This is a genomic window from Caballeronia mineralivorans PML1(12) (genome assembly GCF_001028175.1).
In the GTDB taxonomy this organism is placed as follows: Bacteria; Pseudomonadota; Gammaproteobacteria; order Burkholderiales; family Burkholderiaceae; genus Caballeronia; species Caballeronia mineralivorans.
Genome location: NZ_AEJF01000195.1, coordinates 1 through 24,430 on the forward strand (window position 1 = coordinate 1; position 24,430 = coordinate 24,430).

General features: G+C 60.5%; 28 protein-coding genes and 1 pseudogene. 22 read left to right on the forward strand and 7 right to left on the reverse strand.

Going from position 1 to position 24,430, the window contains the following annotated elements:
• Positions 1-361 (reverse strand): annotated as a pseudogene (locus EOS_RS47795) (hypothetical protein); the annotation flags it as partial.
• Between the two features lie 278 nt (positions 362-639).
• Here EOS_RS47795 and EOS_RS33220 point away from each other — a divergent pair.
• From EOS_RS33220 to iscX, 10 genes are all read left to right on the forward strand, one after another.
• Positions 640-882, forward strand: a complete 243-nt coding sequence (locus EOS_RS33220; RefSeq protein WP_047896458.1) for a hypothetical protein — start codon at positions 640-642, stop codon at positions 880-882.
• Between the two features lie 133 nt (positions 883-1,015).
• Positions 1,016-1,498 (forward strand): low molecular weight protein-tyrosine-phosphatase, encoded by a 483-nt coding sequence (locus tag EOS_RS33225; protein WP_047896459.1) that lies wholly within the window; start codon positions 1,016-1,018, stop codon positions 1,496-1,498.
• A gap of 151 nt (positions 1,499-1,649) precedes the next feature.
• Positions 1,650-2,177 (forward strand): Fe-S cluster assembly transcriptional regulator IscR, encoded by a 528-nt coding sequence (iscR, locus tag EOS_RS33230; protein WP_047896460.1) that lies wholly within the window; start codon positions 1,650-1,652, stop codon positions 2,175-2,177.
• Between the two features lie 76 nt (positions 2,178-2,253).
• A complete protein-coding gene (locus EOS_RS33235) occupies positions 2,254-3,477 on the forward strand; it encodes an IscS subfamily cysteine desulfurase (protein ID WP_047896461.1) in 1,224 nt (407 codons plus the stop codon).
• Positions 3,478-3,558: 81 nt separating this feature from the next.
• Positions 3,559-3,987, forward strand: a complete 429-nt coding sequence (gene iscU / locus EOS_RS33240) for a Fe-S cluster assembly scaffold IscU (protein WP_047896462.1) — start codon at positions 3,559-3,561, stop codon at positions 3,985-3,987.
• A gap of 140 nt (positions 3,988-4,127) precedes the next feature.
• Positions 4,128-4,451: an iron-sulfur cluster assembly protein IscA gene (gene iscA, locus EOS_RS33245; RefSeq protein WP_047896463.1), complete on the forward strand. Its 324-nt coding sequence runs from the start codon at positions 4,128-4,130 to the stop codon at positions 4,449-4,451.
• Between the two features lie 121 nt (positions 4,452-4,572).
• The gene (gene hscB, locus EOS_RS33250) at positions 4,573-5,097 is read left to right on the forward strand and encodes a Fe-S protein assembly co-chaperone HscB (protein ID WP_047896464.1); all 525 of its coding nucleotides are present in this window, start codon (positions 4,573-4,575) and stop codon (positions 5,095-5,097) included.
• Between the two features lie 68 nt (positions 5,098-5,165).
• Positions 5,166-7,031, forward strand: a complete 1,866-nt coding sequence (gene hscA / locus EOS_RS33255) for a Fe-S protein assembly chaperone HscA (protein WP_047896465.1) — start codon at positions 5,166-5,168, stop codon at positions 7,029-7,031.
• Between the two features lie 42 nt (positions 7,032-7,073).
• The gene (fdx, locus tag EOS_RS33260; RefSeq protein WP_047896466.1) at positions 7,074-7,415 is read left to right on the forward strand and encodes an ISC system 2Fe-2S type ferredoxin; all 342 of its coding nucleotides are present in this window, start codon (positions 7,074-7,076) and stop codon (positions 7,413-7,415) included.
• Positions 7,416-7,451: 36 nt separating this feature from the next.
• Positions 7,452-7,649 (forward strand): Fe-S cluster assembly protein IscX, encoded by a 198-nt coding sequence (gene iscX / locus EOS_RS33265; RefSeq protein WP_047896467.1) that lies wholly within the window; start codon positions 7,452-7,454, stop codon positions 7,647-7,649.
• A gap of 89 nt (positions 7,650-7,738) precedes the next feature.
• On the opposite strand, the gene EOS_RS33270 is transcribed toward iscX, so the two are convergent.
• The 6 genes from EOS_RS33270 to EOS_RS33290 all read right to left on the reverse strand — a co-directional run bounded on the left by EOS_RS33270 (position 7,739) and on the right by EOS_RS33290 (position 14,650).
• The gene (locus EOS_RS33270; RefSeq protein ID WP_047896468.1) at positions 7,739-8,491 is read right to left on the reverse strand and encodes a glycine zipper 2TM domain-containing protein; all 753 of its coding nucleotides are present in this window, start codon (positions 8,489-8,491) and stop codon (positions 7,739-7,741) included.
• A 53-nt stretch (positions 8,492-8,544) separates the two neighbouring features.
• The gene (locus EOS_RS46560; RefSeq protein ID WP_152693216.1) at positions 8,545-8,739 is read right to left on the reverse strand and encodes a hypothetical protein; all 195 of its coding nucleotides are present in this window, start codon (positions 8,737-8,739) and stop codon (positions 8,545-8,547) included.
• Between the two features lie 67 nt (positions 8,740-8,806).
• Positions 8,807-10,333, reverse strand: a complete 1,527-nt coding sequence (lysS, locus tag EOS_RS33275; protein ID WP_047896469.1) for a lysine--tRNA ligase — start codon at positions 10,331-10,333, stop codon at positions 8,807-8,809.
• A 245-nt stretch (positions 10,334-10,578) separates the two neighbouring features.
• Positions 10,579-11,683 (reverse strand): peptide chain release factor 2 gene (gene prfB, locus EOS_RS33280; RefSeq protein ID WP_122171145.1). Its coding sequence is split into 2 segments (ribosomal slippage): positions 10,579-11,601 and positions 11,603-11,683, totalling 1,104 coding nucleotides; the frame shifts between segments, so codons are not numbered across the junction.
• A 104-nt stretch (positions 11,684-11,787) separates the two neighbouring features.
• Positions 11,788-13,494, reverse strand: coding sequence for a single-stranded-DNA-specific exonuclease RecJ (gene recJ / locus EOS_RS33285; protein ID WP_047896470.1), 1,707 nt, complete (start codon positions 13,492-13,494; stop codon positions 11,788-11,790).
• A 46-nt stretch (positions 13,495-13,540) separates the two neighbouring features.
• Positions 13,541-14,650 carry a hypothetical protein gene (locus tag EOS_RS33290; RefSeq protein ID WP_047896471.1) on the reverse strand — a complete coding sequence of 370 codons (1,110 nt, stop codon included), beginning with the start codon at positions 14,648-14,650 and terminating at the stop codon, positions 13,541-13,543.
• Between EOS_RS33290 and EOS_RS46565 the strand changes: the two genes are divergently transcribed.
• The 12 genes from EOS_RS46565 to ftsB all read left to right on the forward strand — a co-directional run bounded on the left by EOS_RS46565 (position 14,631) and on the right by ftsB (position 24,352).
• Positions 14,631-15,062 carry a hypothetical protein gene (locus tag EOS_RS46565; protein WP_152693217.1) on the forward strand — a complete coding sequence of 144 codons (432 nt, stop codon included), beginning with the start codon at positions 14,631-14,633 and terminating at the stop codon, positions 15,060-15,062. The genes EOS_RS33290 and EOS_RS46565 overlap by 20 nt on opposite strands.
• Positions 15,063-15,073: 11 nt before the next feature.
• On the forward strand, positions 15,074-16,327 hold the full coding sequence (locus EOS_RS33295; protein ID WP_047896472.1) for a lipoprotein-releasing ABC transporter permease subunit: 1,254 nt from the start codon (positions 15,074-15,076) through the stop codon (positions 16,325-16,327).
• Positions 16,320-17,027: a lipoprotein-releasing ABC transporter ATP-binding protein LolD gene (gene lolD, locus EOS_RS33300; RefSeq protein WP_047896473.1), complete on the forward strand. Its 708-nt coding sequence runs from the start codon at positions 16,320-16,322 to the stop codon at positions 17,025-17,027. Before EOS_RS33295 ends, lolD begins: the two co-directional genes overlap by 8 nt.
• Before the next feature lie 16 nt (positions 17,028-17,043).
• Positions 17,044-17,832: a TatD family hydrolase gene (locus EOS_RS33305; protein WP_047896474.1), complete on the forward strand. Its 789-nt coding sequence runs from the start codon at positions 17,044-17,046 to the stop codon at positions 17,830-17,832.
• Between the two features lie 93 nt (positions 17,833-17,925).
• Positions 17,926-18,165, forward strand: coding sequence for an MBL fold metallo-hydrolase (locus EOS_RS49355; RefSeq protein ID WP_047896475.1), 240 nt, complete (start codon positions 17,926-17,928; stop codon positions 18,163-18,165).
• 34 nt (positions 18,166-18,199) lie between these two features.
• Positions 18,200-18,403 (forward strand): hypothetical protein, encoded by a 204-nt coding sequence (locus EOS_RS49360; protein WP_047896476.1) that lies wholly within the window; start codon positions 18,200-18,202, stop codon positions 18,401-18,403.
• Between the two features lie 45 nt (positions 18,404-18,448).
• Positions 18,449-19,324, forward strand: a complete 876-nt coding sequence (locus EOS_RS33320) for an alpha/beta fold hydrolase (protein ID WP_047896477.1) — start codon at positions 18,449-18,451, stop codon at positions 19,322-19,324.
• Between the two features lie 125 nt (positions 19,325-19,449).
• Positions 19,450-21,186, forward strand: a complete 1,737-nt coding sequence (locus EOS_RS33325) for a CTP synthase (protein ID WP_047896478.1) — start codon at positions 19,450-19,452, stop codon at positions 21,184-21,186.
• Complete coding sequence (kdsA, locus tag EOS_RS33330; RefSeq protein ID WP_047896479.1) at positions 21,183-22,037, forward strand: 3-deoxy-8-phosphooctulonate synthase; 855 nt, start codon at positions 21,183-21,185, stop codon at positions 22,035-22,037. The genes EOS_RS33325 and kdsA overlap by 4 nt, the downstream gene beginning before the upstream one ends.
• Before the next feature lie 103 nt (positions 22,038-22,140).
• A complete protein-coding gene (locus EOS_RS33335; protein ID WP_047896480.1) occupies positions 22,141-22,407 on the forward strand; it encodes a DUF1330 domain-containing protein in 267 nt (88 codons plus the stop codon).
• A 79-nt stretch (positions 22,408-22,486) separates the two neighbouring features.
• Positions 22,487-23,770, forward strand: a complete 1,284-nt coding sequence (gene eno / locus EOS_RS33340) for a phosphopyruvate hydratase (protein ID WP_047896481.1) — start codon at positions 22,487-22,489, stop codon at positions 23,768-23,770.
• A gap of 126 nt (positions 23,771-23,896) precedes the next feature.
• Positions 23,897-24,352 carry a cell division protein FtsB gene (ftsB, locus tag EOS_RS33345; RefSeq protein WP_047896482.1) on the forward strand — a complete coding sequence of 152 codons (456 nt, stop codon included), beginning with the start codon at positions 23,897-23,899 and terminating at the stop codon, positions 24,350-24,352.
• The last annotated feature ends 78 nt before the right edge of the window (positions 24,353-24,430 follow it).

Sequence of the window (24,430 nt, forward strand, 5' to 3'; positions counted from 1 at the left end):
CCGCTTGTTGCCCACCGTGACCGCCGCGGTCGCCGCCCCCGTTACCACCACGATCGCCACCACGGTCACCGCCACGACCGCGGTCGCCGTCCCGATCACCCCGGCCACGGTAATAACCGGGGCCATCGTTCCAATAGCGAGGGCCGGGGCCACCGTAATATCCGCCGCCTCCATCAATGATCACGCCCGACTGGACCACTGGTCCGCCATAGCCATAGGCGGGCTCATAGCCCGCGGGGTAGGCGGGATAAGCGGAGTAGTACCCGCCATTCGCGTAAGCAGGCGTGCCGTCCGGGTAGACAGCACAGCCGGCCACCAGGGCGGACGAAGCGAGGATCAAACCTGTAACTGCGAGTTTCATAATGAGCGAGAAGGCGTTCGTTGACTGATTACCGTATCTGACCGTTTCGCGGACCGGATGTCGCAAGAAGTTTGTAAAGTTTTATCTCCGGGGTAACAGAGTGAAAGTGGCAGAAATCACTCATTACCCGAACACAACGCCGACGCGACATGCGCTGTTGACAGGGCTGCAACAATGCTTTGTGCTGCGGCACCTTTATGAGACTGGGGCAAACCCTTAAAATCAAAGTGTCCGGAAGTGGGCCCGTCAGTCCACAGGACCTGAGAAGGGGTTTGAAAATGAAAAAGACAATATCGACCTACTGGCCCGTTGCGATGCTCGTGCCGCTCGTACTTGCCGGCTACTGCCACGCGATCCACCCGGTTTCCGGCGCCGCCGCACCCCATCCGCAAAGTGCCGCCAGCGTCAGCGCCGAGTTCGCGCGTGCGATTTCGCTGGGATTTGTCGACTTCGATAACGGCGCCAATGGTTACAGGCAGGCCAACGGCTCGTCGGCTACAGCCGTTTCGCAGACGTTCTAAAGCGGGCCGTCCGGGCGCGCAAACGCCGTCCTTTGTATAATTCGGGACTGCTTCGCGCGGACTCGTTTGGTCGAGCCGGCGGAACCCAGTCGAGCTGCCAGTCGCGCTCAAGCCAAACGATGTCTGGAACCCGATGAACACTATCGCCGTCTGTTTCGTGTGCCTTGGCAACATCTGCCGTTCGCCGAGCGCCGAAGCGGTGATGCTGCGTCAGGTGAGCCGAGCGAAGCTCGCGCACAAGATCGTGGTCGACTCGGCCGGCACCGGCAATTGGCATATCGGCCAGCCGCCCGACGAGCGTGCCCAGCGTGCGGCCAGGAAACGGGGTTATGACTTGTCTCTGCTGCGCGGGCGGCAGATTGGTGCTGAAGATTTCGCGCGGTTTGATCTGCTCATCGCGATGGACGACGCCAACGCTGTCGCGCTGACCGAAGTGTGTCCGCCGGCATATCGCGACAAGATCCGGCTGTTGATGGAATTCGCGACTCGCGACGACAGCCGCGTGGTGGTCGACCCGTATTTTGGCGGCGACGAAGATTTCGAGCGTGTGCTCGACCAGTGCGAGGATGCTTGCGAAGGCCTGCTGAAGGCGCTTCGCACGCAGTTGGTGGTCTGATGCGCCACGCCCGCCAGCAAGTTTCAATAGGTGCAATGTTCTCAGCAAATTCCTAAGAAAATGCCTGCGGATACTTGACTAAATCCGTAGGCTATTTATACTTGAGCAAACTCATCAAGTATTAGCTGTAGCCCCCGGTAGCTTACAAATTATGAGACTCACCACGAAAGGCCGTTTCGCCGTCACGGCGATGATCGACCTGGCATTGCGCCAGGAGCAGGGCCCGGTGACGTTGGCAGGAATCAGCCAACGCCAGCATATCTCGTTGTCCTATCTCGAACAGTTGTTCGGCAAGTTGCGCCGGCACGAGATTGTCGAGTCGGTGCGCGGTCCGGGCGGTGGATACAATCTTGCTCGCCGTGCCGAGAACGTTACGGTGGCGGACATCATCATTGCGGTGGACGAGCCTATCGACGCCACGCAATGTGGTGGCAAGGGTGCTTGCGAAGGCACCAAGCAGCATGACGGCCACTGCATGACCCACGAACTCTGGTCCACGCTCAATCAGAAGATGGTCGAGTACCTCGACTCCGTCTCGCTGAAAGATCTCGTCGACCAGCAGCGTGCACGCGAAGGATCGCCGGCGGTATTGCGCGATCGCCGTGCCGAATCGGCGGGCGTGGAGCCTGTGCGCGTGGCGCCGAAAGGACCGAATTCCGTTTTCAACCTGGCCGGCTGACGGCTGCCGCGTAGCTGTATAGACGCGGCCGTCTCGCCTTGAACGAGCCAATTGAGTTAAATCCCCGGAGCAACTGATGAACAACGACATTCCCCACCTGCCCATTTACATGGACTACAGCGCTACGACTCCTGTCGATCCGCGCGTGGTGGACAAGATGATTCCGTACTTGCGCGAGCAGTTCGGCAATCCGGCTTCGCGTAGCCACCAATACGGCTGGGACGCGGAGCGGGCGGTCGAGGAAGCGCGTGAGAATGTCGCGAAGCTGGTTAATTGCGACCCGCGCGAAATCATCTGGACGTCGGGTGCAACCGAATCGGACAACCTCGCCATCAAGGGCGCGGCACATTTCTACAAGAGCAAAGGCAAGCACATCATCACGGTGAAGACCGAGCACAAGGCCGTGCTCGATACCTGCCGTGAACTCGAACGCGAAGGTTTTGAAGTCACGTACCTGGATGTGAAGGACGACGGTTTGCTCGACCTGGACAAGCTTCAGGCAGCCATCCGTCCGGACACCATCCTGGTTTCGGTGATGAGCGTGAACAACGAGATCGGTGTGATCCAGGACGTGGCCGCGATCGGCGAGATCACCCGCGCCAAGGGCATCGTGTTTCACGTCGACGCCGCGCAAGCCACCGGCAAGATCGACATCGATCTGGACAAGCTGAAAGTCGATCTGATGTCGTTTTCGGCGCACAAGACTTACGGCCCGAAGGGTATCGGCGCGTTGTTCGTCCGCCGCAAGCCGCGGATTCGTATTGAAGCGCAAATGCACGGCGGCGGTCACGAGCGCGGTATGCGTTCGGGCACGCTGGCCACGCATCAGATTGTTGGCATGGGCGAGGCTTTCCGGATCGCGCGTGAAGAAATGGCCGTCGAAAACGAGCGTGTCCGCATGTTGCGCGACCGCTTGCTCAACGGCTTGAAGGAGATGGAAGAGGTGTATGTGAACGGCGACATGGAAGCCCGTGTGCCGCATAACCTCAACATCAGCTTCAACTTCGTGGAAGGTGAGTCGCTGATCATGGCGGTGAAGGACGTGGCGGTATCGTCGGGTTCGGCATGTACGTCGGCTTCGTTGGAACCGTCTTATGTGCTGCGGGCGCTTGGCCGTAACGACGAACTCGCGCACAGCTCGATCCGCTTTACCGTCGGCCGCTTCACGACCGAACAGGACGTGGATTACGTGATCAACTTGCTGAAGGGCAAGATCCAGAAGTTGCGCGATCTGTCGCCGCTTTGGGAAATGCATAAAGACGGTATCGACATTTCGTCGATCCAGTGGGCCGCGCATTAAGCGCTTGTCTGGCCGCCCGGTGGCGGCTCATTTGCGCTCACGTTTGAACGCACACGCATACGAATTGAAGGAGTTTGAATCATGGCTTATAGCGACAAGGTTCTGGACCACTACGAAAACCCGCGCAATGTCGGTTCGTTCGGCAAGGACGACGACACGGTCGGCACCGGCATGGTCGGCGCGCCGGCATGCGGCGACGTGATGAAGCTGCAAATCCGCGTAGGTGCGGATGGCGTGATCGAAGATGCGAAGTTCAAGACGTATGGCTGCGGTTCGGCTATTGCCTCCAGCTCGCTCGTGACCGAGTGGGTGAAGGGCAAGACACTGGATCAGGCGCTGACGATCAAGAACACGCATATCGCCGAAGAACTGGCGCTGCCGCCGGTGAAGATCCACTGTTCGATCCTGGCTGAAGACGCAATCAAGGCCGCCGTTGCCGACTACAAGCAACGTCATGGCGCAGGCGCGGCAGAAGCTGCTCCGGTTGAAGCGAAGCAACACGCCGCGTAGTAAGTAGGGATCCACAGTATTTGGGAAGGGCGCTTCGGCAGTCTATGGCTCGGGCGCTCTGGTTTTCGATTCAAAGCAAGGTTGCAGCACGCGACCGGAGAAACGATTGACTCCGGACGAGCGGCTGCTGAAGAGAGACTATGGCAATCACGTTGACGGACAAGGCAGCACAACACGTGCAGAAGTATCTGGTTCGACGCGGCAAGGGCGTCGGCCTGCGCCTCGGCGTGCGCACGACCGGCTGCTCGGGCCTGGCTTACAAGCTCGAGTATGTGGACGAACTCGCGCCTGAAGACCAGGTGTTCGAGTCGGCGGGCGTGAAGATCATTGTCGATCCGAAGAGTCTGGCTTACATCGATGGCACCGAACTGGATTTTGCGCGCGAAGGGCTGAACGAAGGCTTCAAGTTCAATAACCCGAACGTGAAAGACGAGTGCGGTTGCGGCGAATCGTTTCGCGTATAGCGTTGCACAAGAACAGAAAAGAGGCGGCGCGTGCCGCCTTTTTCTTTAGCGCCGCTGCTTTTCAAAGTTTCGTGTCTTTCGCTTAATTTCCTGCTCCTGCTCATTGTCTTTCATCGTCACTATGGCAACGCTCAACGACAGTCACTTCGATCTGTTCGACCTTCCGCCGACTTACGCCATCGATGCAAACAAGCTCGACGACGCGTATCGCACGGTGCAGGCGCAGGTTCACCCCGATCGTTTTGCCGCCGCTGGCGACGCGCAAAAACGCATCGCGATGCAGTGGGCCACGCGCGCGAACGAGGCGTATCAGACGCTGCGCGATCCGCTGAAACGGGCGACTTATATGTTGTCGCTGCGCGGTGTGCATGCCGATGCGGAGAACAACACCGCAATGGAGCCGGCTTTTCTGATGCAGCAGATGGAATGGCGCGAGAATATAGAGGACGCGGCGGACGCCAGGAATCTTGGCGCGCTGGAGGCTTTACTCGATGAACTGCGCGATCAGGAACGCATTCGCTTCGAGAAACTGGCGGCGCTGATCGATAGCCACTCGGATCAGCCTGCGAGCGAAGCGGTGCGCCAGTTGATGTTTATCGAACGCGTGGCGAGCGAGATCGGCGTGCAGATCGAGAGGCTCGATTAAGTTCGACCAAGCCCCCACGTTTCAGTCCCAGACAAAACCAGACGACACCAACCCCCAATAGATCAACGATGGCTTTACTGCAAATTTCAGAACCCGGCATGGCTCCGGCGCCGCATCAGCGGCGGGTAGCCGTGGGCATCGATCTCGGTACGACCAATTCGCTGGTGGCCGCCGTGCGCAACAGCGTGGCCGAAGTTTTGCCCGACGAAGACGGCGATTATCTGTTGCCGTCGGTGGTCCGGTATCTGGAGAAGGGCGGCCGGCGTATCGGCCGCGTGGCGAAGGAAGAGGCAGTGCTTGATCCGCGTAACACGATTGTGTCGGTGAAACGCTTCATGGGCCGCGGCAAGAGCGAAGTGGAAGGGGCGGAAAACGCGCCCTACGATTTCGTCGATGCGCCGGGCATGGTGCAGATTCGCACGATCGATGGCATCAAAAGTCCGGTGGAAGTATCGGCGGAAATTCTGGCCACGCTGCGGTATCGCGCGGAAGATACGCTCGCCGATGAACTGGTCGGCGCGGTGATCACGGTTCCCGCTTACTTCGATGAAGCCCAGCGGCAAGCCACGAAAGACGCGGCAAAACTCGCTGGTCTGAACGTGTTGCGCTTGCTGAACGAACCGACCGCCGCGGCGATTGCGTACGGGCTGGACAACGCATCGGAGGGTTTGTACGCCGTGTATGACCTGGGCGGCGGCACCTTTGATCTGTCGATTCTTAAGCTCACGAAGGGTGTGTTCGAAGTGCTCGCGGCAGGCGGCGATTCGGCGCTCGGCGGCGATGATTTCGATGCGGCGCTGTATCGGCACGTATTGGTCAAAGCGAAGGTGACACCGGCCGCGCCGGAAGACGTGCGTTTGCTGCTGGACCGTGTGCGAACGGCGAAAGAAGCGCTGTCGGATGCGCCGGAGGCTGCCATTCAGGTCACGTTGTCGGACGGCCAGCAGATCGATTTTACGATCACCGAAAGCGATTTCGCCACGCTGACCGAGGCGCTGGTCGCCCGCACGCTGACCCCCACGCGCAAAGCCTTGCGCGACGCCAAAGTCTCGCCGTCCGAGATCAAGGGCGTGGTGCTGGTCGGGGGCGCCACGCGCATGCCGGTGGTCCGGCGTGCCGTCGAAACATATTTCGGCCAACCGCCTTTGATCAACCTCGACCCGGATCAGGTCGTGGCGCTCGGCGCGGCAATCCAGGCGGATCTGCTGGCGGGAAATCGGCGCGGAGAGGGCGATGACTGGCTGCTGCTCGATGTCATTCCGCTGTCGCTCGGTGTTGAGACCATGGGCGGCTTGACCGAGAAAATCATCCCGCGCAACTCGACCATTCCGGTCGCGCGCGCACAGGACTTCACCACGTTCAAAGACGGCCAGACGGCGATGGCAATCCACGTCGTGCAAGGCGAGCGCGAGCTTGTCTCCGACTGCCGTTCGCTTGCGCGCTTTGAATTGCGCGGTATTCCTCCTATGGCCGCAGGCGCTGCGCGCATCCGCGTGACGTATCAGGTGGACGCAGATGGCTTGCTGTCCGTGTTCGCGCGTGAACAGTTGTCGGGCGTGGAGGCGTCGGTGGTGGTCAAGCCTTCCTACGGTCTCGCCGATGACGACGTTGCTCGCATGCTGGAAGAAAGCTTCACGACCGCCGAAGTCGATATGCGCGCCCGCGCGCTGCGCGAGGCGCAGGTCGACGCGCAGCGTCTGGTGGAAGCATCGCAGGCGGCGCTTGGCGTGGATGGCGAACTGCTGGATGAAGCGGAGCGCACGAACATCGAAGCGCTGATCGTCAAGCTTGCGGCGGTCACGAACGGCGACAGCGTCGATGCCATCGAAGCGGCGACGAAGGAACTTGCCGCCGCCACCGATGAATTCGCTGCCCGCCGCATGAACAAAAGCATTCGCCGCGCGCTTGCCGGCCGCAGGCTAGACGAAGTCTGATCATTCGCCGAGCCCCTCACGTACAAAGAACGGAAAGAATTCATGCCTCAGATCGTAGTATTACCCCACGTCGAGTTGTGTCCGGATGGCGCGGTGATTGACGCGGATACGTCGAAGAGCATCTGCGACAACTTGCTGGAGCACGGCATCGAGATCGAACATGCGTGCGAAAAATCGTGCGCGTGCACGACGTGTCACGTGATCATTCGTGAGGGTTTCAACGCGCTTGTGCCGTCGGAAGAAGACGAGGACGATTTGCTCGACAAGGCCTGGGGACTTGAGCCGACGTCGCGGTTATCATGTCAGGCGATGGTTCCCGCCGACGAGGATCTGGTAGTCGAGATCCCGCGCTACTCCATCAATCATGCCAAAGAGAATCACTGAACTTAAATCAGCGACCACGAGACAGGAGCGTTTGCCATGAAGTGGACAGACACGCAAGATATCGCGATGGCACTGACCGACACGCATCAGAACGTCGATCCGCAATTCGTGCGATTTACCGATTTGCATCGCTGGGTGACGGAGTTGCCGGGTTTTGACGACGACCCCGAAAGGTCCAACGAAAAGATTCTCGAAGCGATCCAGGCGGCGTGGATTGAAGACGCGGATTATTAAGTCCGGCGCAGCTCAGATAAAGCAAAACGGCGACTCCATCAGGAATCGCCGTTTTGCTTTTATGGCCTGGCTTGAACGAGGACTACGGCTCACCCTGCGACCAGCGTGCCGTTTTCGATACGCACGCGCTGACCCTCGCTAAACGGCGGCGCCTGGTGATACGTGAAGTAACGCGTCTTGCCGTTTTCCATATGCACGCGCACCGAATAATCGGTGGTGCTGCGCATGTGCTTTTCGATGGCATTGCCGCCCAGACCGCCGCCGAGCGCGCCAAGGATCGTCATGCCGGTACGACCGCCCCCACGTCCAAACTGATTGCCGATAAGACCACCCGCTACCGCGCCACCTACCGCGCCGATGCCGGTTCCCTGGCCTTCATGCTTCACAGCCGAAATTGCTTCTACCGTGCCGCAGGTTGAGCAATAGGCGGGTTGCGCAGGTTGCGGCTGCTGTGCGTAGTTGGGTTGTTGCACAGGCGCCTGTTGTGCCACCTGTTGTGCCACCTGAGGCGCTGGTTGTTGCTGCTGGGCTGCTAGAGCCGCCGCGCGCTGTTGTGCTTGCTGTTCGGCGAGTTGATCCTGCTGCGCCTGCTGCTGTTGAGCTGCCGTAGGGGCAACCGGTTGCGCGGGTTGCGTGGCCACTTGTGCAGCCTGGGTCTGGTCGTTCAGCGGCGACGTGCTTGACGCTTTCGGAAACAGACCGGTAACGGCTGCCGTAGCAGCGAGACTCGCGATAATGACCGCACCCGCGGCGGTTGCGACCAGCGGATGAATCTTGCGGTCGCGCGGGGCGCCAGGACTCGGTGAATTGGGTGTGGTCATGTTGTTGTTGCTGTTATCCATTTTTGGACCTCCGTCTCAAGGCAGAGTATGACGTTACTGGATGTGACGTTGCTTTACGGAAGCAGTGTCGGACAAATCGGAGCGTAAGGTTTGTCAATTTGTAACGTTTCCAGGCAGCCATTCAACGCAAGAAGTGCACCGGCAAGGACCAGCACCGCGTTGCCTTGTTTTATAAGGGTTTTCCAGACCGAATAGGCTTCGCCCGGTAGTCCTGCCCGGCGGTTTTTACCAAAAGTTACAATCTGCACGACACGTCACGACGCAAAAAAGGCGCTTTCGCGCCTTTTTTTCAAACTCGCCATCATCGCGTGAAAATCAGTCTTCGCGGCGCAGATGCGGAAACAGGATAACGTCGCGAATGCTCGGGCTATCGGTGAGCAGCATGACCAGCCGATCGATACCGATCCCGCAGCCGCCCGTCGGCGGCATACCGTGTTCGAGCGCGCGAATGTAGTCGGCATCGTAGAACATGGCTTCTTCGTCGCCGGCGTCCTTCTGGTCGACTTGTTTCTGGAAACGCGCGGCCTGGTCTTCCGGATCGTTCAGCTCTGAGAAGCCGTTCGCGATCTCACGTCCCACAATGAACAACTCAAAGCGTTCCGTGATCCCCGGGACCGTATCCGATGCCCGCGCAAGCGGCGACGCTTCCAGCGGATAGTCGACGATGAACGTCGGCTCCCACAATTGAGATTCGGCGGTTTCCTCGAACAGCGCGAGTTGCAATGCGCCCACGCCCGCATTCAGGAACTGCGGCTGCGAGGCGTCGACGCCAAACTTCTTCAACTCCGTGCGCAGGAACGCGGCATCGGCGAGTTGCTCGTTCGTGTATTGCGGCGCGTATTTCTGAATGGCCTCGCAAATCGTCAACCGGTGAAACGGCTTCGACAAATCCAGCTCGCGCCCTTGATATGTGATGTTCGCGCTTCCACGCGCATCGACGGCAGCCTGGCGGATCAGTTCCTCGGTGAAGTCCATGATCCACGTGTAGTCCGTGTACGCGGCGTAGAACTCCATCATCGTGAACTCGGGGTTGTGTCGCGGCGACACCCCTTCGTTACGGAAATTCCGGTTGATCTCGAACACGCGTTCGAAGCCGCCCACCACCAGCCGCTTCAAATACAACTCGGGCGCGATACGCAGGAACATCTGCATGTCGAGCGCGTTGTGATGCGTGACGAACGGCTTCGCTGCGGCGCCGCCGGGAATCGGGTGCAGCATCGGCGTTTCCACTTCCATGAAATCCGCCTTCGCCATGAAGCTGCGGATCGAGGCGAACGCTTTCGTGCGCGCGAGGAACGTCTGGCGCGTTTCCGGCGTCACGATCAGGTCGACATAACGCTGGCGATAGCGCATTTCCTGATCGGCGAGGCCGTGGAATTTATCGGGAAGAGGGCGTAGCGATTTCGTCAGCAGGCGCAGTTCCGTGCATCGCACCGACAGCTCGCCCTTGTTCGTGCGGAACAGGACACCCTTTGACGCGATGATGTCGCCGAGATCCCATTTCTTGAACGCATCGTAGACGTCCTGGCCGACGTCGGCGGGCGTGATGAAGAACTGGATCTGGCCGCTGCCGTCCTGCACCGTCGCAAAACTCGCCTTGCCCATCACGCGTTTCAACATCATCCGGCCCGCGAGCGCGACTTGCAGCGGCTCGGCTTCGAGCGCTTCCTTGTCTTTATCGGCGTAGCCGGATTGCAGCGCGGCGGCCTGGTGGGTTGGACGGAAATCGTTTGGATACGCGTTTCCCTGCTCCCGCAGCGCACGGAGTTTGTCGCGGCGCTCGGCGAGGATCTTGTTTTCTTCCGGTTCGGGCGCGGCGTCCGGCTGAGTCGGTTCGGTCATGATGTGTTTGGCTGTGAGTGCGATGAATGCGGCTTGGTCGTGGGCCCGGTGCTGCGTCTATGCTGTTCGTGTTTCGCGATGTGAACGACAACGGTGAAACACAGGCCACACGGATGGTCGCAAATATTAGCGATGCAATGCTGCAATACGTTGCTAGGGAGCCTGAGCGAAAACGATGCGGCGTGGCTGGCGCGGCGGCGTACCCCTGGGTGTAACGACGCCGCGACCGAAGCCGCGCTGCTCGCTTATACGCCCTGTTTAAGGCTTGCGCCGATGAAATCGTCCAGGTCGCCGTCGAGCACGGCTTTCGTATTGCTGATTTCCACGTTGGTCCGCAGGTCCTTGATACGGCTGTTATCGAGCACGTAGGAGCGGATCTGGTGACCCCAGCCCACATCGGTTTTACTCGATTCGAGCTTGTCCTGTTCGACCTGACGCTTGCGCATTTCGAACTCGTACAGCTTCGCTTTCAGCATCTGCATGGCTTCGGCGCGGTTACGGTGCTGCGAGCGGTCGTTCTGGCACTGCACGACAATGCCGGTCGGCGCGTGCGTCAGGCGCACGGCGGAATCGGTCTTGTTGATGTGCTGGCCGCCCGCGCCGGACGCGCGATACGTGTCGGTGCGAATGTCAGCCGGATTGATATCGATTTCGATGGAATCGTCGACTTCCGGATAGACGAAGATCGACGAGAACGACGTATGGCGTCCACCCGATGAATCGAACGGCGACTTGCGCACGAGGCGGTGAACGCCCGTTTCGGTGCGCAGGAAGCCGTAGGCGTATTCGCCTTCCACCTTGATGGTCGCGCTCTTGATGCCGGCGACGTCGCCGTCGGACTCTTCCAGCACTTCGGTCTTGAAGCCTTTGCGTTCGCAATAGCGCAGGTACTGGCGCATCAGCATTGCTGCCCAGTCACACGCTTCCGTGCCGCCGGCGCCAGCCTGGATATCGATGAAGCAGTTGTTCGGGTCGGCCGGGTTCGAGAACATCCGGCGGAACTCCATGTCTTCGACGCGTTTTTGAAGCGCTGCCGCGTCCGCTTCGCAGGAGACGAGCGTGTCTTCGTCGTTTTCTTCGCGGGCCATGTCGAAGAGATCTTGCGTGTCGCGCAGATCGTTATCGAGGTCCGTGATCGTCGTGACGACGTTGTCCAGCAGCTTTTTCTCGCGGCCCAGGGCCTGGGCGTTTTTCGAGTCGTTCCAGACGTTCGGGTCTTCTAGTACCCGGTTGACTTCGTCGAGGCGCAGGGCCTTGGCGTCGTAGTCAAAGATACCCCCGGAGCTCGCCGGCGCGACGGCGCAGGTCGGCGAGGAGGTTCTCGATTGCGTTTAGACGTTCCGCTTCCATTTCGATCGTTTTCTGGGTTTTTTGGGTAAGAGCGAAATTATAGCTTAGGCGGAAGGCTCGCTGGGCGGGGAAGGCCGCTGGCGCTGGGGGGGTGGCGCTACACGTTACCCCAGCGCATGCTCGACGATCATCTGTACGCGGGCCACGCCGTTCCAGGTATCGGAAACCAGCCGATACGCCACCACCGTGCGGGCTGGAAGCGTTTCCGTATGATTGAACCAGATGGCGTTGAACCGCTGTTGCCCGCGTCGCAATTGCAGCTTCAGGTGCTTATCCTTGACCAGCGCTTGCGACGCAACCTCGAACTCCCCGGAAAACACGGGCGCGGGAAACCCTTGCCCCCAAACGGCGCCATCGATCAGTTCGACAAACTGCGGCGTGAAATAGGCGTCCTCGAGCTCGCCATCGGTCTCGACCACCCGCGACAACGCATCCGAGCTCAACCACTCGCGCCCAACGGCCTCAAACGCCGCGGTAAAGCGCGGAATATCGGCGGTAACGATCGTCATCCCTGCGGCCATCGCGTGACCGCCGAATTTCACGATCATCCCGGGCTCGCGCTTGGAAATCAGGTCGACAGCATCGCGCAGATGAAATCCGGGAATCGAGCGCCCCGATCCCTTCGATAAAACCCCGCTCTCATCGGCATGAGCAAACGTGAACGACGGCCGGTGAAACTTCTCCTTCAACCGCCCCGCGACAATCCCGATCACACCCTGGTGCCAGGCCGGATTAAACAGCGTCAGCGTGGCGCAATCCGCAGCATCGATATTGGCAAGTTCTTCAAGCGCTTGCTCCTGCATCCCGGCCTCGATCTCGCGCCGTTCGCGATTGATCGAATCCAGTTGCTGCGCCAATTCCCACGCGCGGCCGATGTCATCGGTGATCAGGCATTCGATTCCCAACGACATATCCGATAGCCGTCCCGCCGCATTTAGCCGTGGCCCGAGCGCAAACCCCAGATCGAATCCCGATGCGGCACGCGCATCGCGCGCCGCCGCGCGAAACAGCGCCGCGATGCCCGGCTGCATCCGCCCCGCGCGAATCCGCTTCAAGCCCTGCGCGACCAGGATCCGGTTGTTCGGATCGAGCTTCACGACATCGGCGACGGTGCCCAGTGCGACCAGATCGAGCAGGCCGTCCAGACGCGGTTCGGGAGCGGTATCGGTGAAGGCATTGCGACGGCGCAATTCCGCCCGCAACGCCAGCAGCACATAGAAAATCACACCTACGCCCGCCATGCACTTGCTCGGAAATGCGCAACCCGGCTGATTTGGATTCACGATCGCGCGCGCCGGCGGCAAGTCGTCGCCGGGTAAATGGTGATCTGTCACCAGCACGTCGATGCCGAGCGCATTCGCCGCCTCGACGCCGTCCACGCTGGCAATGCCGTTGTCCACGGTGATCAGCAGATCGGGTTTCCCGCTCGCCCGGCTAGCCGCCAGCGCGACAATCTCGGGCGTCAGGCCGTAGCCGTATTCGAAGCGATTCGGCACCAGGTAATCGATCTGCGCGCCGAACATCCGCAAGCCGCGCACCGCGACTGCACAGGCCGTCGCGCCGTCGCAGTCGTAGTCGGCCACAACCAGCATGCGGCGTTTCGCCGCGAGCGCATCGGCGAGAACAACGGCCGCTTCATCGCAACCTTTCAGCCCGGCCGGCGCGTGCAATTTCTTCAGCTCCGTTTCGATCTCGTCCGGCGAACACACGCCACGCGAGGCATAGAGCCGCGCAATGACGGGATGAACGCCATGCCGCACAAGGACGGCGGCATCGGCGGGAGAGGGTGCGCGGGTGACGATTCGGGTCATGCGGACAGGCCGGTGAGCATTCGTTTCATTCGTTTTGTTCGATAACTCATTCAATGAATAAAGCAGCAATCGGACGCCGCCGCCAGAATTTGCGCAACGCGCCGCGCGTGACGCTCAGCGACACGGAGCCGGTGTCGCTGCACAGGACCAGGCGCAACGTGCCGAGTGTGCCGTTTTCGAGCGCGGCGAGGGCGGGCGCGAACCAGTCGCGCTCCAGCGTGCCGAGCGCGTCGTTCCAGCGCGCCCAGTCCTGTTCGATGAACGGCGCGGAGAACGGATCGAGTTCGACGAGCGCACGGCCTTCGCTTTGGGGGTGTCCGGCGCCAAAATCCGCGAACGATGCGGGCGGCGCTTCCGGGACGACATCGGCGGCGAGCGCGAGGCCGCGTGTGGCCGCTGCGTTCGACATCACCCGCGCGAACGGACTCGTCACGCTACGCAGCGCGCCTTGCGCGTGCAGCCAGATGGAATTGATCGCAGGCAGGCCACGCGCTTCACGCGCTTCGTTGAGCGGATGTTCGAACCACGCCATCTGCACTTCGTTCTGCAGCTTCATCCAGGCCCGCGAGCGTTCGCCGGTGCCGGCTTCGTGCGGCAACCAGATTTCGATGTTGCGCCCGCTCGCCCGCAATGGCGACGCGCCCGCCAACGTGCCGAGATTCGGCCCCGCGACGTACCAGCGCGCCGGTTGTGGCGCCTGGATGGTCAATCCGAGGTCTTCTATCAACGGCTTGACGACATCGAAGAGGGTACGGGCTTCGTGATCGTCAATACCCAGCGTCGCCGGATCGATCAGCACCAGATGGTCCCGCGCGATCCGCACATGCACCGGTTCGACGCATGCCCAGATGGTGTCGCCTGGCGTCCCGCCGTCGGCGAGCAACATGTAGGGTGCGAGCGGTGCTTCGTCGGTGGCTCGCCCGGGCGCTTCATTCACCACGCCGAATTGCCGCGCAATCCAGCGTTCGTGCGGCAGCGTGCGCTGGAAATCTTCGCCGATCACGCGCTCATCGAGCGTCGCGCGGGCAAGCAGCCGCTCGAGTGCGGGACGGTCCAGCTTGTGCAGCGCAGTGGCGGCATCCGCAGCCGATGGCAGCGCGAACGGTAAGAGAAGGTGAAGATCGGGGAGCTTGTGCGTGGGCATGATGCTGCGCATTGTATGGCATAGACCTGGTGTTTTCCGGGTGCTTGCCATTTGCCTCGTTGCGATACGTAATGCGCAATCAGTCACGCGTAATCAGTCATGCCATGTGCGCCTGGCGAGTATGAACTGCGACATGGGCGCGGGAAATCGTCCGGATGGCCAGCATGGCGGCTCGCGCCATCGTTCTTCGTTCCGCCACGTCATCCGTGCCAAAGGAGTTGCCAAGAATTGTGTGGCAAACTTCGCGCTTGATCGCACGACCGGTGCGTCCGGCTCGCGCCAGATCGATGCGGTAAAGATTGAGAAAGCGTTGTTATTGGCACCCCTGGATAGACAGGGTCAGGTTATAAAAATGGCGCAAGTCGCAAGGTTCACTTGCGCGTCGATTGCGCGATGTAAAGATCGAAGAACGTTAGAACGCTGAAAAGGAATCGCTTGAAACTTCCCTATGAATGGCAGATCGGCTGGCGCTATACCCGCGCCGGCAAACGCACCACCGGCAACGGTTTCATCTCGTTCATCGCGCTGGTATCGATGGCGGGCATCGCTCTTGGCGTCGCGGCACTGATCGTGGTGCTCTCGGTGATGAACGGATTCCAGAAAGAGGTCCGCGACCGCATGCTGTCCGTGCTTGCGCACGTCGAGATATTCTCGCCGACCGGGTCCATGCCCGACTGGCAACTGACCGCGCAGGAAGCGCGCAAGAATCCGGAAGTGATTGGCGCGGCGCCTTATGTGGATGCCCAGGCGCTCCTGACGCGGCAAGGCGCCGTCAGCGGCGTAGCGTTGCGAGGCGTGGAGCCGTCGCTGGAACCGCAAGTCTCCGATATCGGCAAGGAGATGCGGGGCGGCAAGCTTACCGATCTCGTGCCGGGCAGCTTCGGCATTGTGCTGGGTGCCGATCTGGCGACCAATCTCGGCGTGACCACGGGCGACAAGATCACGCTGGTCGCGCCCGAAGGCACGATCACGCCGGCGGGCATGCTGCCGCGGCTCAAGCAGTTCACGGTGGTCGGCGTGTTCGAGTCAGGACACTACGAATACGATTCTACGCTGGCGCTGATTTCCATTGCCGACGCGCAGGCGCTGTTCCGGCTGCCCGCGCCTTCGGGCGTGCGCTTGAAGCTAAAGGACATGCAGCGTGCGCCGGAAGTCGCACGGCAACTGTCGCGAACGCTCTCCGGCGACCTTTATATCCGCGACTGGACGCAGCAGAACAAGACGTGGTTCTCGGCCGTGCAGATCGAAAAACGCATGATGTTCATTATCCTGACGCTGATTATTGCGGTGGCGGCGTTCAATCTGGTGTCGTCGCTGGTGATGACCGTGACCGATAAACAAGCGGACATCGCCATTCTTCGGACACTGGGCGCGCAGCCCGGCTCGATCATGAAGATTTTCGTGATCCAGGGTGTGACGATCGGTTTCATTGGCACGGCGATCGGGGTGTCGCTGGGGTGTCTTATCGCGTGGAGCATTCCGTGGCTCGTGCCCATGATCGAGCATTTGCTCGGCGTGCAGTTCCTGCCGCCATCGGTGTATTTCATCAGCGAATTGCCGTCCGAGCTCGTCCCCGCCGACGTCGCGCGGATCGGCCTTATCGCATTCGTATTGTCATCGCTCGCGACGCTCTATCCGAGCTGGCGCGGCGCGAAGGTCCGTCCGGCGGAGGCGTTGCGCTATGAGTGATAACAACAACGCCATCGTGCTGGAAGCATCGGCGATTTCGAAGACGTTCGTGCAGGGCGGCTTCAATGTGCAAGTGCTGGACAACGCGGAACTGCAGGTCCGGCGCGGTGAGAAGCTGGCGATCGTCGGCGCGTCGGGCTCGGGTAAAAGCACGTTGCTTCACGTGCTCGGCGGTCTGGATGAACCCAGCGCCGGCAAGGTTTCACTGCTGGGCAAACCGTTCACCGCATTGCGCGAACGCGAACGCAACGAGCTGCGCAATCGCGCGCTGGGTTTCGTGTATCAGTTCCATCATTTGCTGGCTGAATTCAGCGCGCTCGATAACGTCGCCATGCCGCTGCGGATTCGCCGCCTGAGCGAAGCCGATGCACGCGAGCAGGCCATGACGATACTCGAGCGCGTTGGTATCGGCCATCGGGCAAAACATCGGCCGGGCGAGCTGTCGGGCGGCGAGCGTCAGCGCGTGGCGATCGCACGCGCGCTGGTCACGCATCCGGCATGCGTGCTCGCCGATGAGCCGACCGGCAACCTCGACGGCGCCACCGCGGACACCGTGTTCAACTTGATGCTGGAGTTGTCGGAGACGCTGGAAACGAGCTTCGTGATCGTCACGCACGATCCCGATCTTGCCGCGCGCTGCGACCGGATCATGCGCTTGCGCGACGGCGTGCTGTTCGAGGAGCCGGTCGTACCCGTTTAACTGCCGAGGGGGTTTCATGTGGATCGATACCCACTGCCATCTCGATGCATCCGAGTTCGATGCCGACCGCGATGAGGTCGCGGCATCGGCGTTGAAAGAGGGCGTGCAGCGGATTGTGATTCCGGGCGTGGAGCGGCAGAACTTCGACACCGTGCGTGAGCTCGCGCACCGGATTGAAGGGGGGGCGTATGCGCTCGGCATTCATCCTTTGTTCACGCCGCGTGCGCAGGACGACGATCTGCACGTGTTGCGCGAGCAGATTGCCGCGAGCATGGGTGATGCGCGTTTTGTGGGTATCGGCGAGATCGGGCTGGACTATTTCGTACCCGGCCTCGACGATGCGCGTCAGACCTTCTTCTATTACGAGCAGCTCAAGCTCGCGCGTGAGTTCGATTTGCCGGTGATTTGCCACGTGCGCAAATCGCAAGACAAGGTGCTCAAGGGCCTGCGCATGTTTTCAGTCAAGCTCGGTATCGCGCATGCGTTCAACGGCAGTTTTCAGCAGGCCGAAGCGTTTATCGCGCAAGGCATGCGTCTGGGTTTCGGCGGCAACCTGACCTTCGAACGCGCACGCCAGATTCGACGTCTTGCCGCCGAGTTACCGCTGGACGCGATCGTGCTCGAAACCGATGCACCCGATATCGCGCCTTCATGGCTCTATAAGCATCGCAATGCGCCGGATCAGGTGCCAGGCATCGCACGGGTGCTTGCAGAATTGCGCGGCATCGACAAAGAAACGCTTTCTCTAGGCACGACGGCTAACGCGCACGCCGCGTTGCCGCGGCTTGGCCTTATTTCCGCATAATCAATTCCTCGTTTTCATTCGATTGCAGGCATTGAAGGCACCGTTTCTCCCTTCGATGCGTTTGCGCTCGCGTCGGGTTTTTGAGGAGCGGGCGTGCGCAGTATCTTGATCGGCTTTGCGCTGGGAATCGCGTGCTTGCAGCTGCAGGCCGGACCGCTCGCGCCCAAACCGAACGCGACTTCATGCGTGCTGAAAGTGACGAGCGCCGCGGGGAGTTCGGCGCTGCTGACCGCCGACATTGAAGCGGACGTCGAGCGTCAGTTGTTGCAACTCGGGCAACATGACGCCGCCTGGCTTCAGGCCGACGTGCTAGTGGTACCGGCACCACGGTAGCAAGACGTCCTCGACTGAACCTTTCCTCGACCCCGTGAAGCCGCGCGTCGCGGTATTTCAGGTAGGCTACCGCAACCGTTTTAACCATCCGAACCCGACGGTTTTCGAGCGGTATCGACTGCGTGATATCGAGTTGTCTCGCAGCGACGAAGACGGTGCGGCGCGTATGGACGTCGCGGCGGAGGTGTCCATCGAACGTTTCAGGCAGACGCATGCGCGCTACTGGATGGGGCAATGAACGGGACTTGGAACACGAGACATTAAAAAAGAGAGGGCACGGCGCTTGAAAGACATCCTGCATTTTTCGCACGCGAACGGGTTTCCCGCATCGACGTACCGGACGATCTTCGCCGAACTCGCCGACGACTACGAGATTCGCGCGGTGGAGCGTTTCGGTCACGATCCGCGTTTCCCGGTGACGCGCGACTGGCCGCATCTGGTGGATCAACTGCTCGAGGACATCGACGCCAGGCGCCCGGACGACGCGAAAGTGTGGCTCGTTGGGCATTCGCTGGGCGGTTATCTGTCGCTGATGGCGGCGCTCAAGCGGCCGCAATGGGTGAAGGGCGTGGTGATGCTGGATTCGCCGGTGATTGCCGGCTGGCGCAGCAATTTGCTGCGTATATCGCAGTGGACTGGGCTCGACACGCGGCTTTCGCCCGCTGCGGCGACCAAAAACCGCCGCACGCACTGGCCGAGCCGGGAAGACGCGTGGCGTCACTTTCACGCAAAAAGCGCGTTTGCCCGCTGGGATGAGCGGATGCTGTCGGATTACATCGATTTCGCGATTCCGGCGGAGGCGGGCAGCGCGGGTGGCCTGAACAACATGAGCCGCATGAATGAATCCGCGAGCGCAACCAATCGCCCCCGCAAGCTCGCTTTCGATCGCGAGGTCGAATTCCGCATCTACAAGACGTTGCCGCGCACGCTCGGTGCGCGGGTCGCACATGGCGTGCCGGTGCCGATCGGTTTTATCGCAGGAACACATTCGAAGGAAGTGCGGCAGGTCGGGCTGGACATGACGCGGCGTATTGTGGGCGGGCATCTCGAGTGGATCGAGGGCAGTCATTTGTTTCCGATGGAACACCCGGTGGAAACAGCGCGCGCATTGCAGCGCACGCTTAATGGACTGCGAGGACCACGGCAAGAGAACGTTTAAGCCACATCCCCGCCGCCGATAAACCCGCAATCGAAGCGCGCCGTGCGATGTAAATCAGCCCCGTCCGGCTCTGGGTTCCGGGGCACCTTTCGGGTATAATCCGTTTTTCCCGCGAGCACCTAGCGATGACCAAATATGTATTCGTCACCGGCGGCGTAGTGTCTTCCCTCGGCAAGGGTATTGCCGCCGCTTCCCTCGCCGCGATCCTCGAATCGCGCGGTCTGAAAGTCACCCTCCTAAAGCTCGATCCCTACATCAACGTCGACCCCGGCACGATGAGCCCGTTTCAGCACGGGGAAGTGTTCGTGACGGAAGACGGTGCGGAAACGGACCTCGATCTCGGCCACTACGAGCGCTTCATCAGTACGAAGATGCGCAAGGCCAATAACTTCACGACCGGTCAGATCTACGAGTCGGTGATCCGCAAGGAACGCCGCGGCGAGTATCTCGGCAAGACGGTTCAGGTTATTCCGCACATCACCAACGAAATCCAGGCATTCCTGCAACGCGGCGCAGCCGCGGCTACGTGCGGCGAGCCGGATGTGGCTATCGTGGAAATTGGCGGGACGGTGGGTGACATCGAATCGCTGCCGTTCCTCGAAGCCGCGCGCCAGATGAGCCTGCGGCTCGGCCGTAACAGCGCGTGTTTCGTGCATCTGACGCTCGTGCCGTATATTGCGACGGCGGGCGAGCTCAAGACGAAGCCCACGCAACACAGCGTGCAGAAGCTGCGCGAAATCGGTATCTCGCCGCACGTGCTGCTGTGCCGCGCGGATCGCCCGATTCCCGTCGACGAACGCCAGAAGATCTCGCTCTTCTCCAATGTGCCGGAAGACGCGGTCATCTCGGTGTGGGACGTGGACAGCATCTACAAGATTCCGCAGATGCTGCACGACCAGGGTCTCGACAACATCATCTGTGAAGAGCTGAAGCTCTCGGCGAAACCCGCCGACCTCAGCATGTGGGCAGGCCTCGTCCAGAAGCTCGAGAACCCGAAGAACGAAGTCACCATCGGTATGGTCGGCAAGTATGTGGAACTGACCGAGTCGTACAAGTCGTTAATCGAGGCGCTGAAACACGCGTCCATTCATACGTCGACGAAGGTCAATATCGAGTACATCGATTCCGAGCAGATCGAAACGGATGGTGTCGCAGGCCTGAAACATCTCGACGCCGTGCTCGTGCCGGGCGGTTTCGGCGCGCGCGGCACGGAAGGCAAGATGAAGGCGATCCGCTATGCACGCGAATCGAAGACACCGTACCTCGGCATTTGTCTCGGCATGCAACTGGCCGTGATCGAATTCGCTCGCGACGTCGCCGGTCTGACGGATGCCAACAGCACGGAATTCGATTCGTCGACTACCAACCCGGTTGTTGCGCTGATCACCGAGTGGTACGACCGCGCGGGCCGCGTTGAAAAGCGTACGGAAGAGTCGGACCTGGGCGGCACGATGCGCCTCGGTTCACAAAAATGTCCGATCAAGCCGGGCACCATGGCAGCACGCATTTACGGCACGGACGTGAACGAGCGCCATCGGCACCGGTATGAAGTGAACAACCGCTTCGTGCCGCAACTCGAAGCGGGCGGGCTGGTGATCAGCGCGCGTACGCCGAGCGAAGATCTGCCGGAAATGATGGAGCTGCCGGAATCCATGCACCCGTGGTTTGTCGGCGTGCAGTTCCATCCGGAGTTCACGTCGTCGCCGCGCGATGGTCATCCGCTGTTCAAGGAATTCGTCGAAGCGGCGCGCGCCCATCATCTGGCGCTGAAGGCGAACGGTCAGGCTGCTGTAGCGCCTGGAGTCGGGGCCGACGCTACACCCGCGCCGGCCGTTGCGGTTTCCGTCGGAGCGCAGGCATGAAGCTGTGTGATTTCGAGGTCGGTCTCGACCAGCCGTTCTTTCTGATTGCGGGCACGTGCGTGGTCGAATCGGAGCAAATGACAATCGACGTCGCCGGCCGCCTGAAGGAAATCTGCGCGAAAGTGGGCGTGCCGTTCATCTATAAATCGTCGTACGACAAGGCCAATCGCAGTTCTGGCAAGTCGTTCCGCGGTCTTGGCATGGACGAAGGCCTGCGGATTCTTGGCGAAGTGAAGAAGCAACTCGGTTTGCCGGTTCTCACCGACGTCCACTCGGAGCACGAGATCGAAGCGGTTGCATCGGTCGTGGATGTGTTGCAGACGCCCGCGTTCCTGTGCCGCCAGACCGACTTCATCCACGCATGCGCGCGCTCGGGCAAACCGGTCAACATCAAGAAGGGCCAGTTTCTCGCGCCGCACGACATGAAGAACGTCATCGATAAAGCCCGCGACGCCGCCCGCGAAGCCGGCTTGTCTGATGACCGTTTCATGGCCTGCGAACGTGGCGTGTCGTTCGGTTATAACAATCTGGTTTCCGACATGCGCTCGCTCGCGATCATGCGGGAAACCAACGCGCCGGTCGTCTTCGATGCCACGCATTCCGTCCAGTTGCCGGGCGGGCAGGGTACGAGTTCCGGCGGTCAGCGTGAGTTCGTGCCGGTGCTGGCGCGTGCCGCGATCGCCACCGGCGTAGCGGGCGTTTTCATGGAAACGCATCCCGACCCGGCGAACGCGAAGTCCGACGGGCCGAATGCGGTACCGCTGCACAGAATGGAAGCGCTGCTGGAGACACTCGTTGCGCTGGATCGGGCCGTGAAGCGCGGACCGTTCCTCGAGGACGATTTCAGTTAAGGACGCTGCGAGCGCCGCTTGTTTTCAAGCGTGAGCGTTCGCTCAGCATCAACATCCGCAACGCATCGGCCAAGGGGAGTGTCATGACGAAGGGTGCGTCTTCATGAGCGCGAACGTCTCCGGCCCCGAGAAATTTGCCGCTTATCAGCCACTATCAATGCAGGCGATTGAAGCATACGGTGGTAAGTTTCTGGTGCGTGGCGAACAGAGCGAGGCGCTCGAAGGACCAATGTGCCCACCCTCGGTCGTACTCGAATGTGCTAGCTACGAGACGGCCAAAAAATGGTATCACTCCGCACAATACGAAGCGGTGCGCCACGTGCGAGCGGGCGCAGCAGAACTGAACATGATGGTGGTCGTTGGCCTCTGAGGCCGGGCGCTTGCGCGCCGGCAAGATGTTAAACCGACCTGCTGTCTGACCTGATTCATCGTCATTTCTTGAGGAAACCATGAGTGCTATCGTAGATATCATCGGTCGCGAGATTCTCGACTCGCGAGGCAACCCCACCGTCGAATGTGACGTCCTGCTGGAATCAGGCACGATGGGCCGCGCCGCGGTGCCGTCGGGCGCATCGACCGGATCGCGTGAAGCGATCGAATTGCGCGACGGCGAAGCCGGCCGCTACGGCGGCAAGGGCGTGCTGAAGGCAGTCGAACACATCAACACAGAAATCTCCGAAGCCATCATGGGCCTTGATGCATCGGAACAGGCCTTTCTGGACAAAACCCTGCTCGAACTCGACGGCACCGACAACAAGTCGCGCCTCGGCGCCAACGCAATGCTGGCCGTCTCCATGGCAGTCGCGAAGGCCGCAGCCGAAGAAGCCGGCCTGCCGCTGTACCGCTACTTCGGCGGCTCGGGCGCCATGCAGTTGCCCGTTCCCATGATGAACATCGTGAACGGCGGCGCGCACGCGAACAACAGCCTGGATATCCAGGAATTCATGATTGTCCCGGTCAGCCAGCCGACCTTCCGCGAGGCGCTGCGTTGCGGCGCCGAAGTGTTCCACGCGCTGAAGAAGATCCTGAGCGATCGCGGCATGAGCACGGCGGTGGGCGACGAAGGCGGTTTCGCGCCGAACTTCGGCAGCAACGACGAGTGCCTGTCGACCATTGTCCAGGCGATCGAGAAGGCCGGTTATCGCGCGGGCGAAGACGTTCTGCTTGCTCTCGACTGCGCTGCAAGCGAGTTCTACCACGACGGCAAATATCAACTCGCGGGTGAAGGCCTGCAGTTGTCGTCGACGGAATTCACGGATTACCTCGCCACGCTCGCCGATAAATTCCCGATCGTTTCGATCGAAGACGGCATGCACGAAAGCGACTGGGACGGCTGGAAGATTCTCACCGATAAACTCGGCAAGAAGATTCAACTCGTCGGCGACGATCTGTTCGTGACGAACACGCGCATCCTGAAAGAAGGCATCGATAAAGGCATCGCCAATTCGATCCTGATCAAGATCAACCAGATCGGTACGCTGACGGAAACCTTCGCGGCAATCGAAATGGCGAAGCGCGCGGGTTACACTGCCGTGATTTCGCATCGTTCGGGCGAAACGGAAGATTCGACGATTGCGGATATCGCGGTCGGTCTGAACGCTGGTCAAATCAAGACGGGTTCGTTGTCGCGTAGCGACCGGATCTCGAAGTACAACCAGTTGCTGCGTATTGAAGAAGATCTCGGCGATATCGCGAGTTATCCGGGTAAGTCGGCGTTCTACAATCTGCGCTAAAGCTTCGGCCGGAATGGACGTTGGTCTGGACGGCCGCCGATTTATTCAGTCCGCCGCCTCGTGTTCCAATGAATGCGAGGCAGCGCCAAATTCAGTTGAAGTGTTAGCGTTTTTCTCGCCTCTTAAATGCGGATTGTCACCTTTGTTCTGATCCTGCTGCTGGCGATGATCCAGTATCCGCTGTGGTGGGGACACGGTGGCTGGTTGCGCGTCCACGAACTGCAGCAGCAACTGGTCAACCAGACGAAGAAAAATGTCGACCTGAAGCTGCGGAACGAACGTGTGCAGGGCGAAGTGGCGGACTTGCAGAACGGCACTGCGGCTGTTGAAGAACGGGCGCGTTACGAGATGGGCATGATGAAGGACAGCGAGGTATTCGTGCAGTTCGTCTCGCCGAACTCTCCGGCTCCGGCTAATTCGATGAACGCGCAATCGGCGGTGTCCACGCGGGGGCAAGTGTCTGCAGCGCCGTTGCGCGTGGTGCCAAATCCAGTGTCGCGTTCGAAGGAAGAGCGGCGCGCGTTCGAACGGCAAGCGACCCAGGACAAACTCGACGCGGCCAAGAAGAAGCAGGGCGGCTAGAGTCAGGGGGCAGTTCCACAATCGCAGCAGATCAAAGCATTTAAAAAGCCGTTTTCAACGTGAGTTGAAAACGGCTTT

Bases quoted from the DNA above. Each gene is read 5' to 3' on its own strand.
- EOS_RS33220 (WP_047896458.1), top strand. From the start codon at position 640: ATGAAAAAGACAATATCGACCTACTGGCCCGTTGCGATGCTCGTGCCG.
- EOS_RS33225 (WP_047896459.1), top strand. From the start codon at position 1,016: ATGAACACTATCGCCGTCTGTTTCGTGTGCCTTGGCAACATCTGCCGT.
- iscR (WP_047896460.1), top strand. From the start codon at position 1,650: ATGAGACTCACCACGAAAGGCCGTTTCGCCGTCACGGCGATGATCGAC.
- EOS_RS33235 (WP_047896461.1), top strand. From the start codon at position 2,254: ATGAACAACGACATTCCCCACCTGCCCATTTACATGGACTACAGCGCT.
- iscU (WP_047896462.1), top strand. From the start codon at position 3,559: ATGGCTTATAGCGACAAGGTTCTGGACCACTACGAAAACCCGCGCAAT.
- iscA (WP_047896463.1), top strand. From the start codon at position 4,128: ATGGCAATCACGTTGACGGACAAGGCAGCACAACACGTGCAGAAGTAT.
- hscB (WP_047896464.1), top strand. From the start codon at position 4,573: ATGGCAACGCTCAACGACAGTCACTTCGATCTGTTCGACCTTCCGCCG.
- hscA (WP_047896465.1), top strand. From the start codon at position 5,166: ATGGCTTTACTGCAAATTTCAGAACCCGGCATGGCTCCGGCGCCGCAT.
- fdx (WP_047896466.1), top strand. From the start codon at position 7,074: ATGCCTCAGATCGTAGTATTACCCCACGTCGAGTTGTGTCCGGATGGC.
- iscX (WP_047896467.1), top strand. From the start codon at position 7,452: ATGAAGTGGACAGACACGCAAGATATCGCGATGGCACTGACCGACACG.
- EOS_RS33270 (WP_047896468.1), bottom strand. From the start codon at position 8,491: ATGGATAACAGCAACAACAACATGACCACACCCAATTCACCGAGTCCT.
- lysS (WP_047896469.1), bottom strand. From the start codon at position 10,333: ATGACCGAACCGACTCAGCCGGACGCCGCGCCCGAACCGGAAGAAAAC.
- recJ (WP_047896470.1), bottom strand. From the start codon at position 13,494: ATGACCCGAATCGTCACCCGCGCACCCTCTCCCGCCGATGCCGCCGTC.
- EOS_RS33290 (WP_047896471.1), bottom strand. From the start codon at position 14,650: ATGCGCAGCATCATGCCCACGCACAAGCTCCCCGATCTTCACCTTCTC.
- lolD (WP_047896473.1), top strand. From the start codon at position 16,320: ATGAGTGATAACAACAACGCCATCGTGCTGGAAGCATCGGCGATTTCG.
- EOS_RS33305 (WP_047896474.1), top strand. From the start codon at position 17,044: ATGTGGATCGATACCCACTGCCATCTCGATGCATCCGAGTTCGATGCC.
- EOS_RS33325 (WP_047896478.1), top strand. From the start codon at position 19,450: ATGACCAAATATGTATTCGTCACCGGCGGCGTAGTGTCTTCCCTCGGC.
- kdsA (WP_047896479.1), top strand. From the start codon at position 21,183: ATGAAGCTGTGTGATTTCGAGGTCGGTCTCGACCAGCCGTTCTTTCTG.
- EOS_RS33335 (WP_047896480.1), top strand. From the start codon at position 22,141: ATGAGCGCGAACGTCTCCGGCCCCGAGAAATTTGCCGCTTATCAGCCA.
- eno (WP_047896481.1), top strand. From the start codon at position 22,487: ATGAGTGCTATCGTAGATATCATCGGTCGCGAGATTCTCGACTCGCGA.
- ftsB (WP_047896482.1), top strand. From the start codon at position 23,897: ATGCGGATTGTCACCTTTGTTCTGATCCTGCTGCTGGCGATGATCCAG.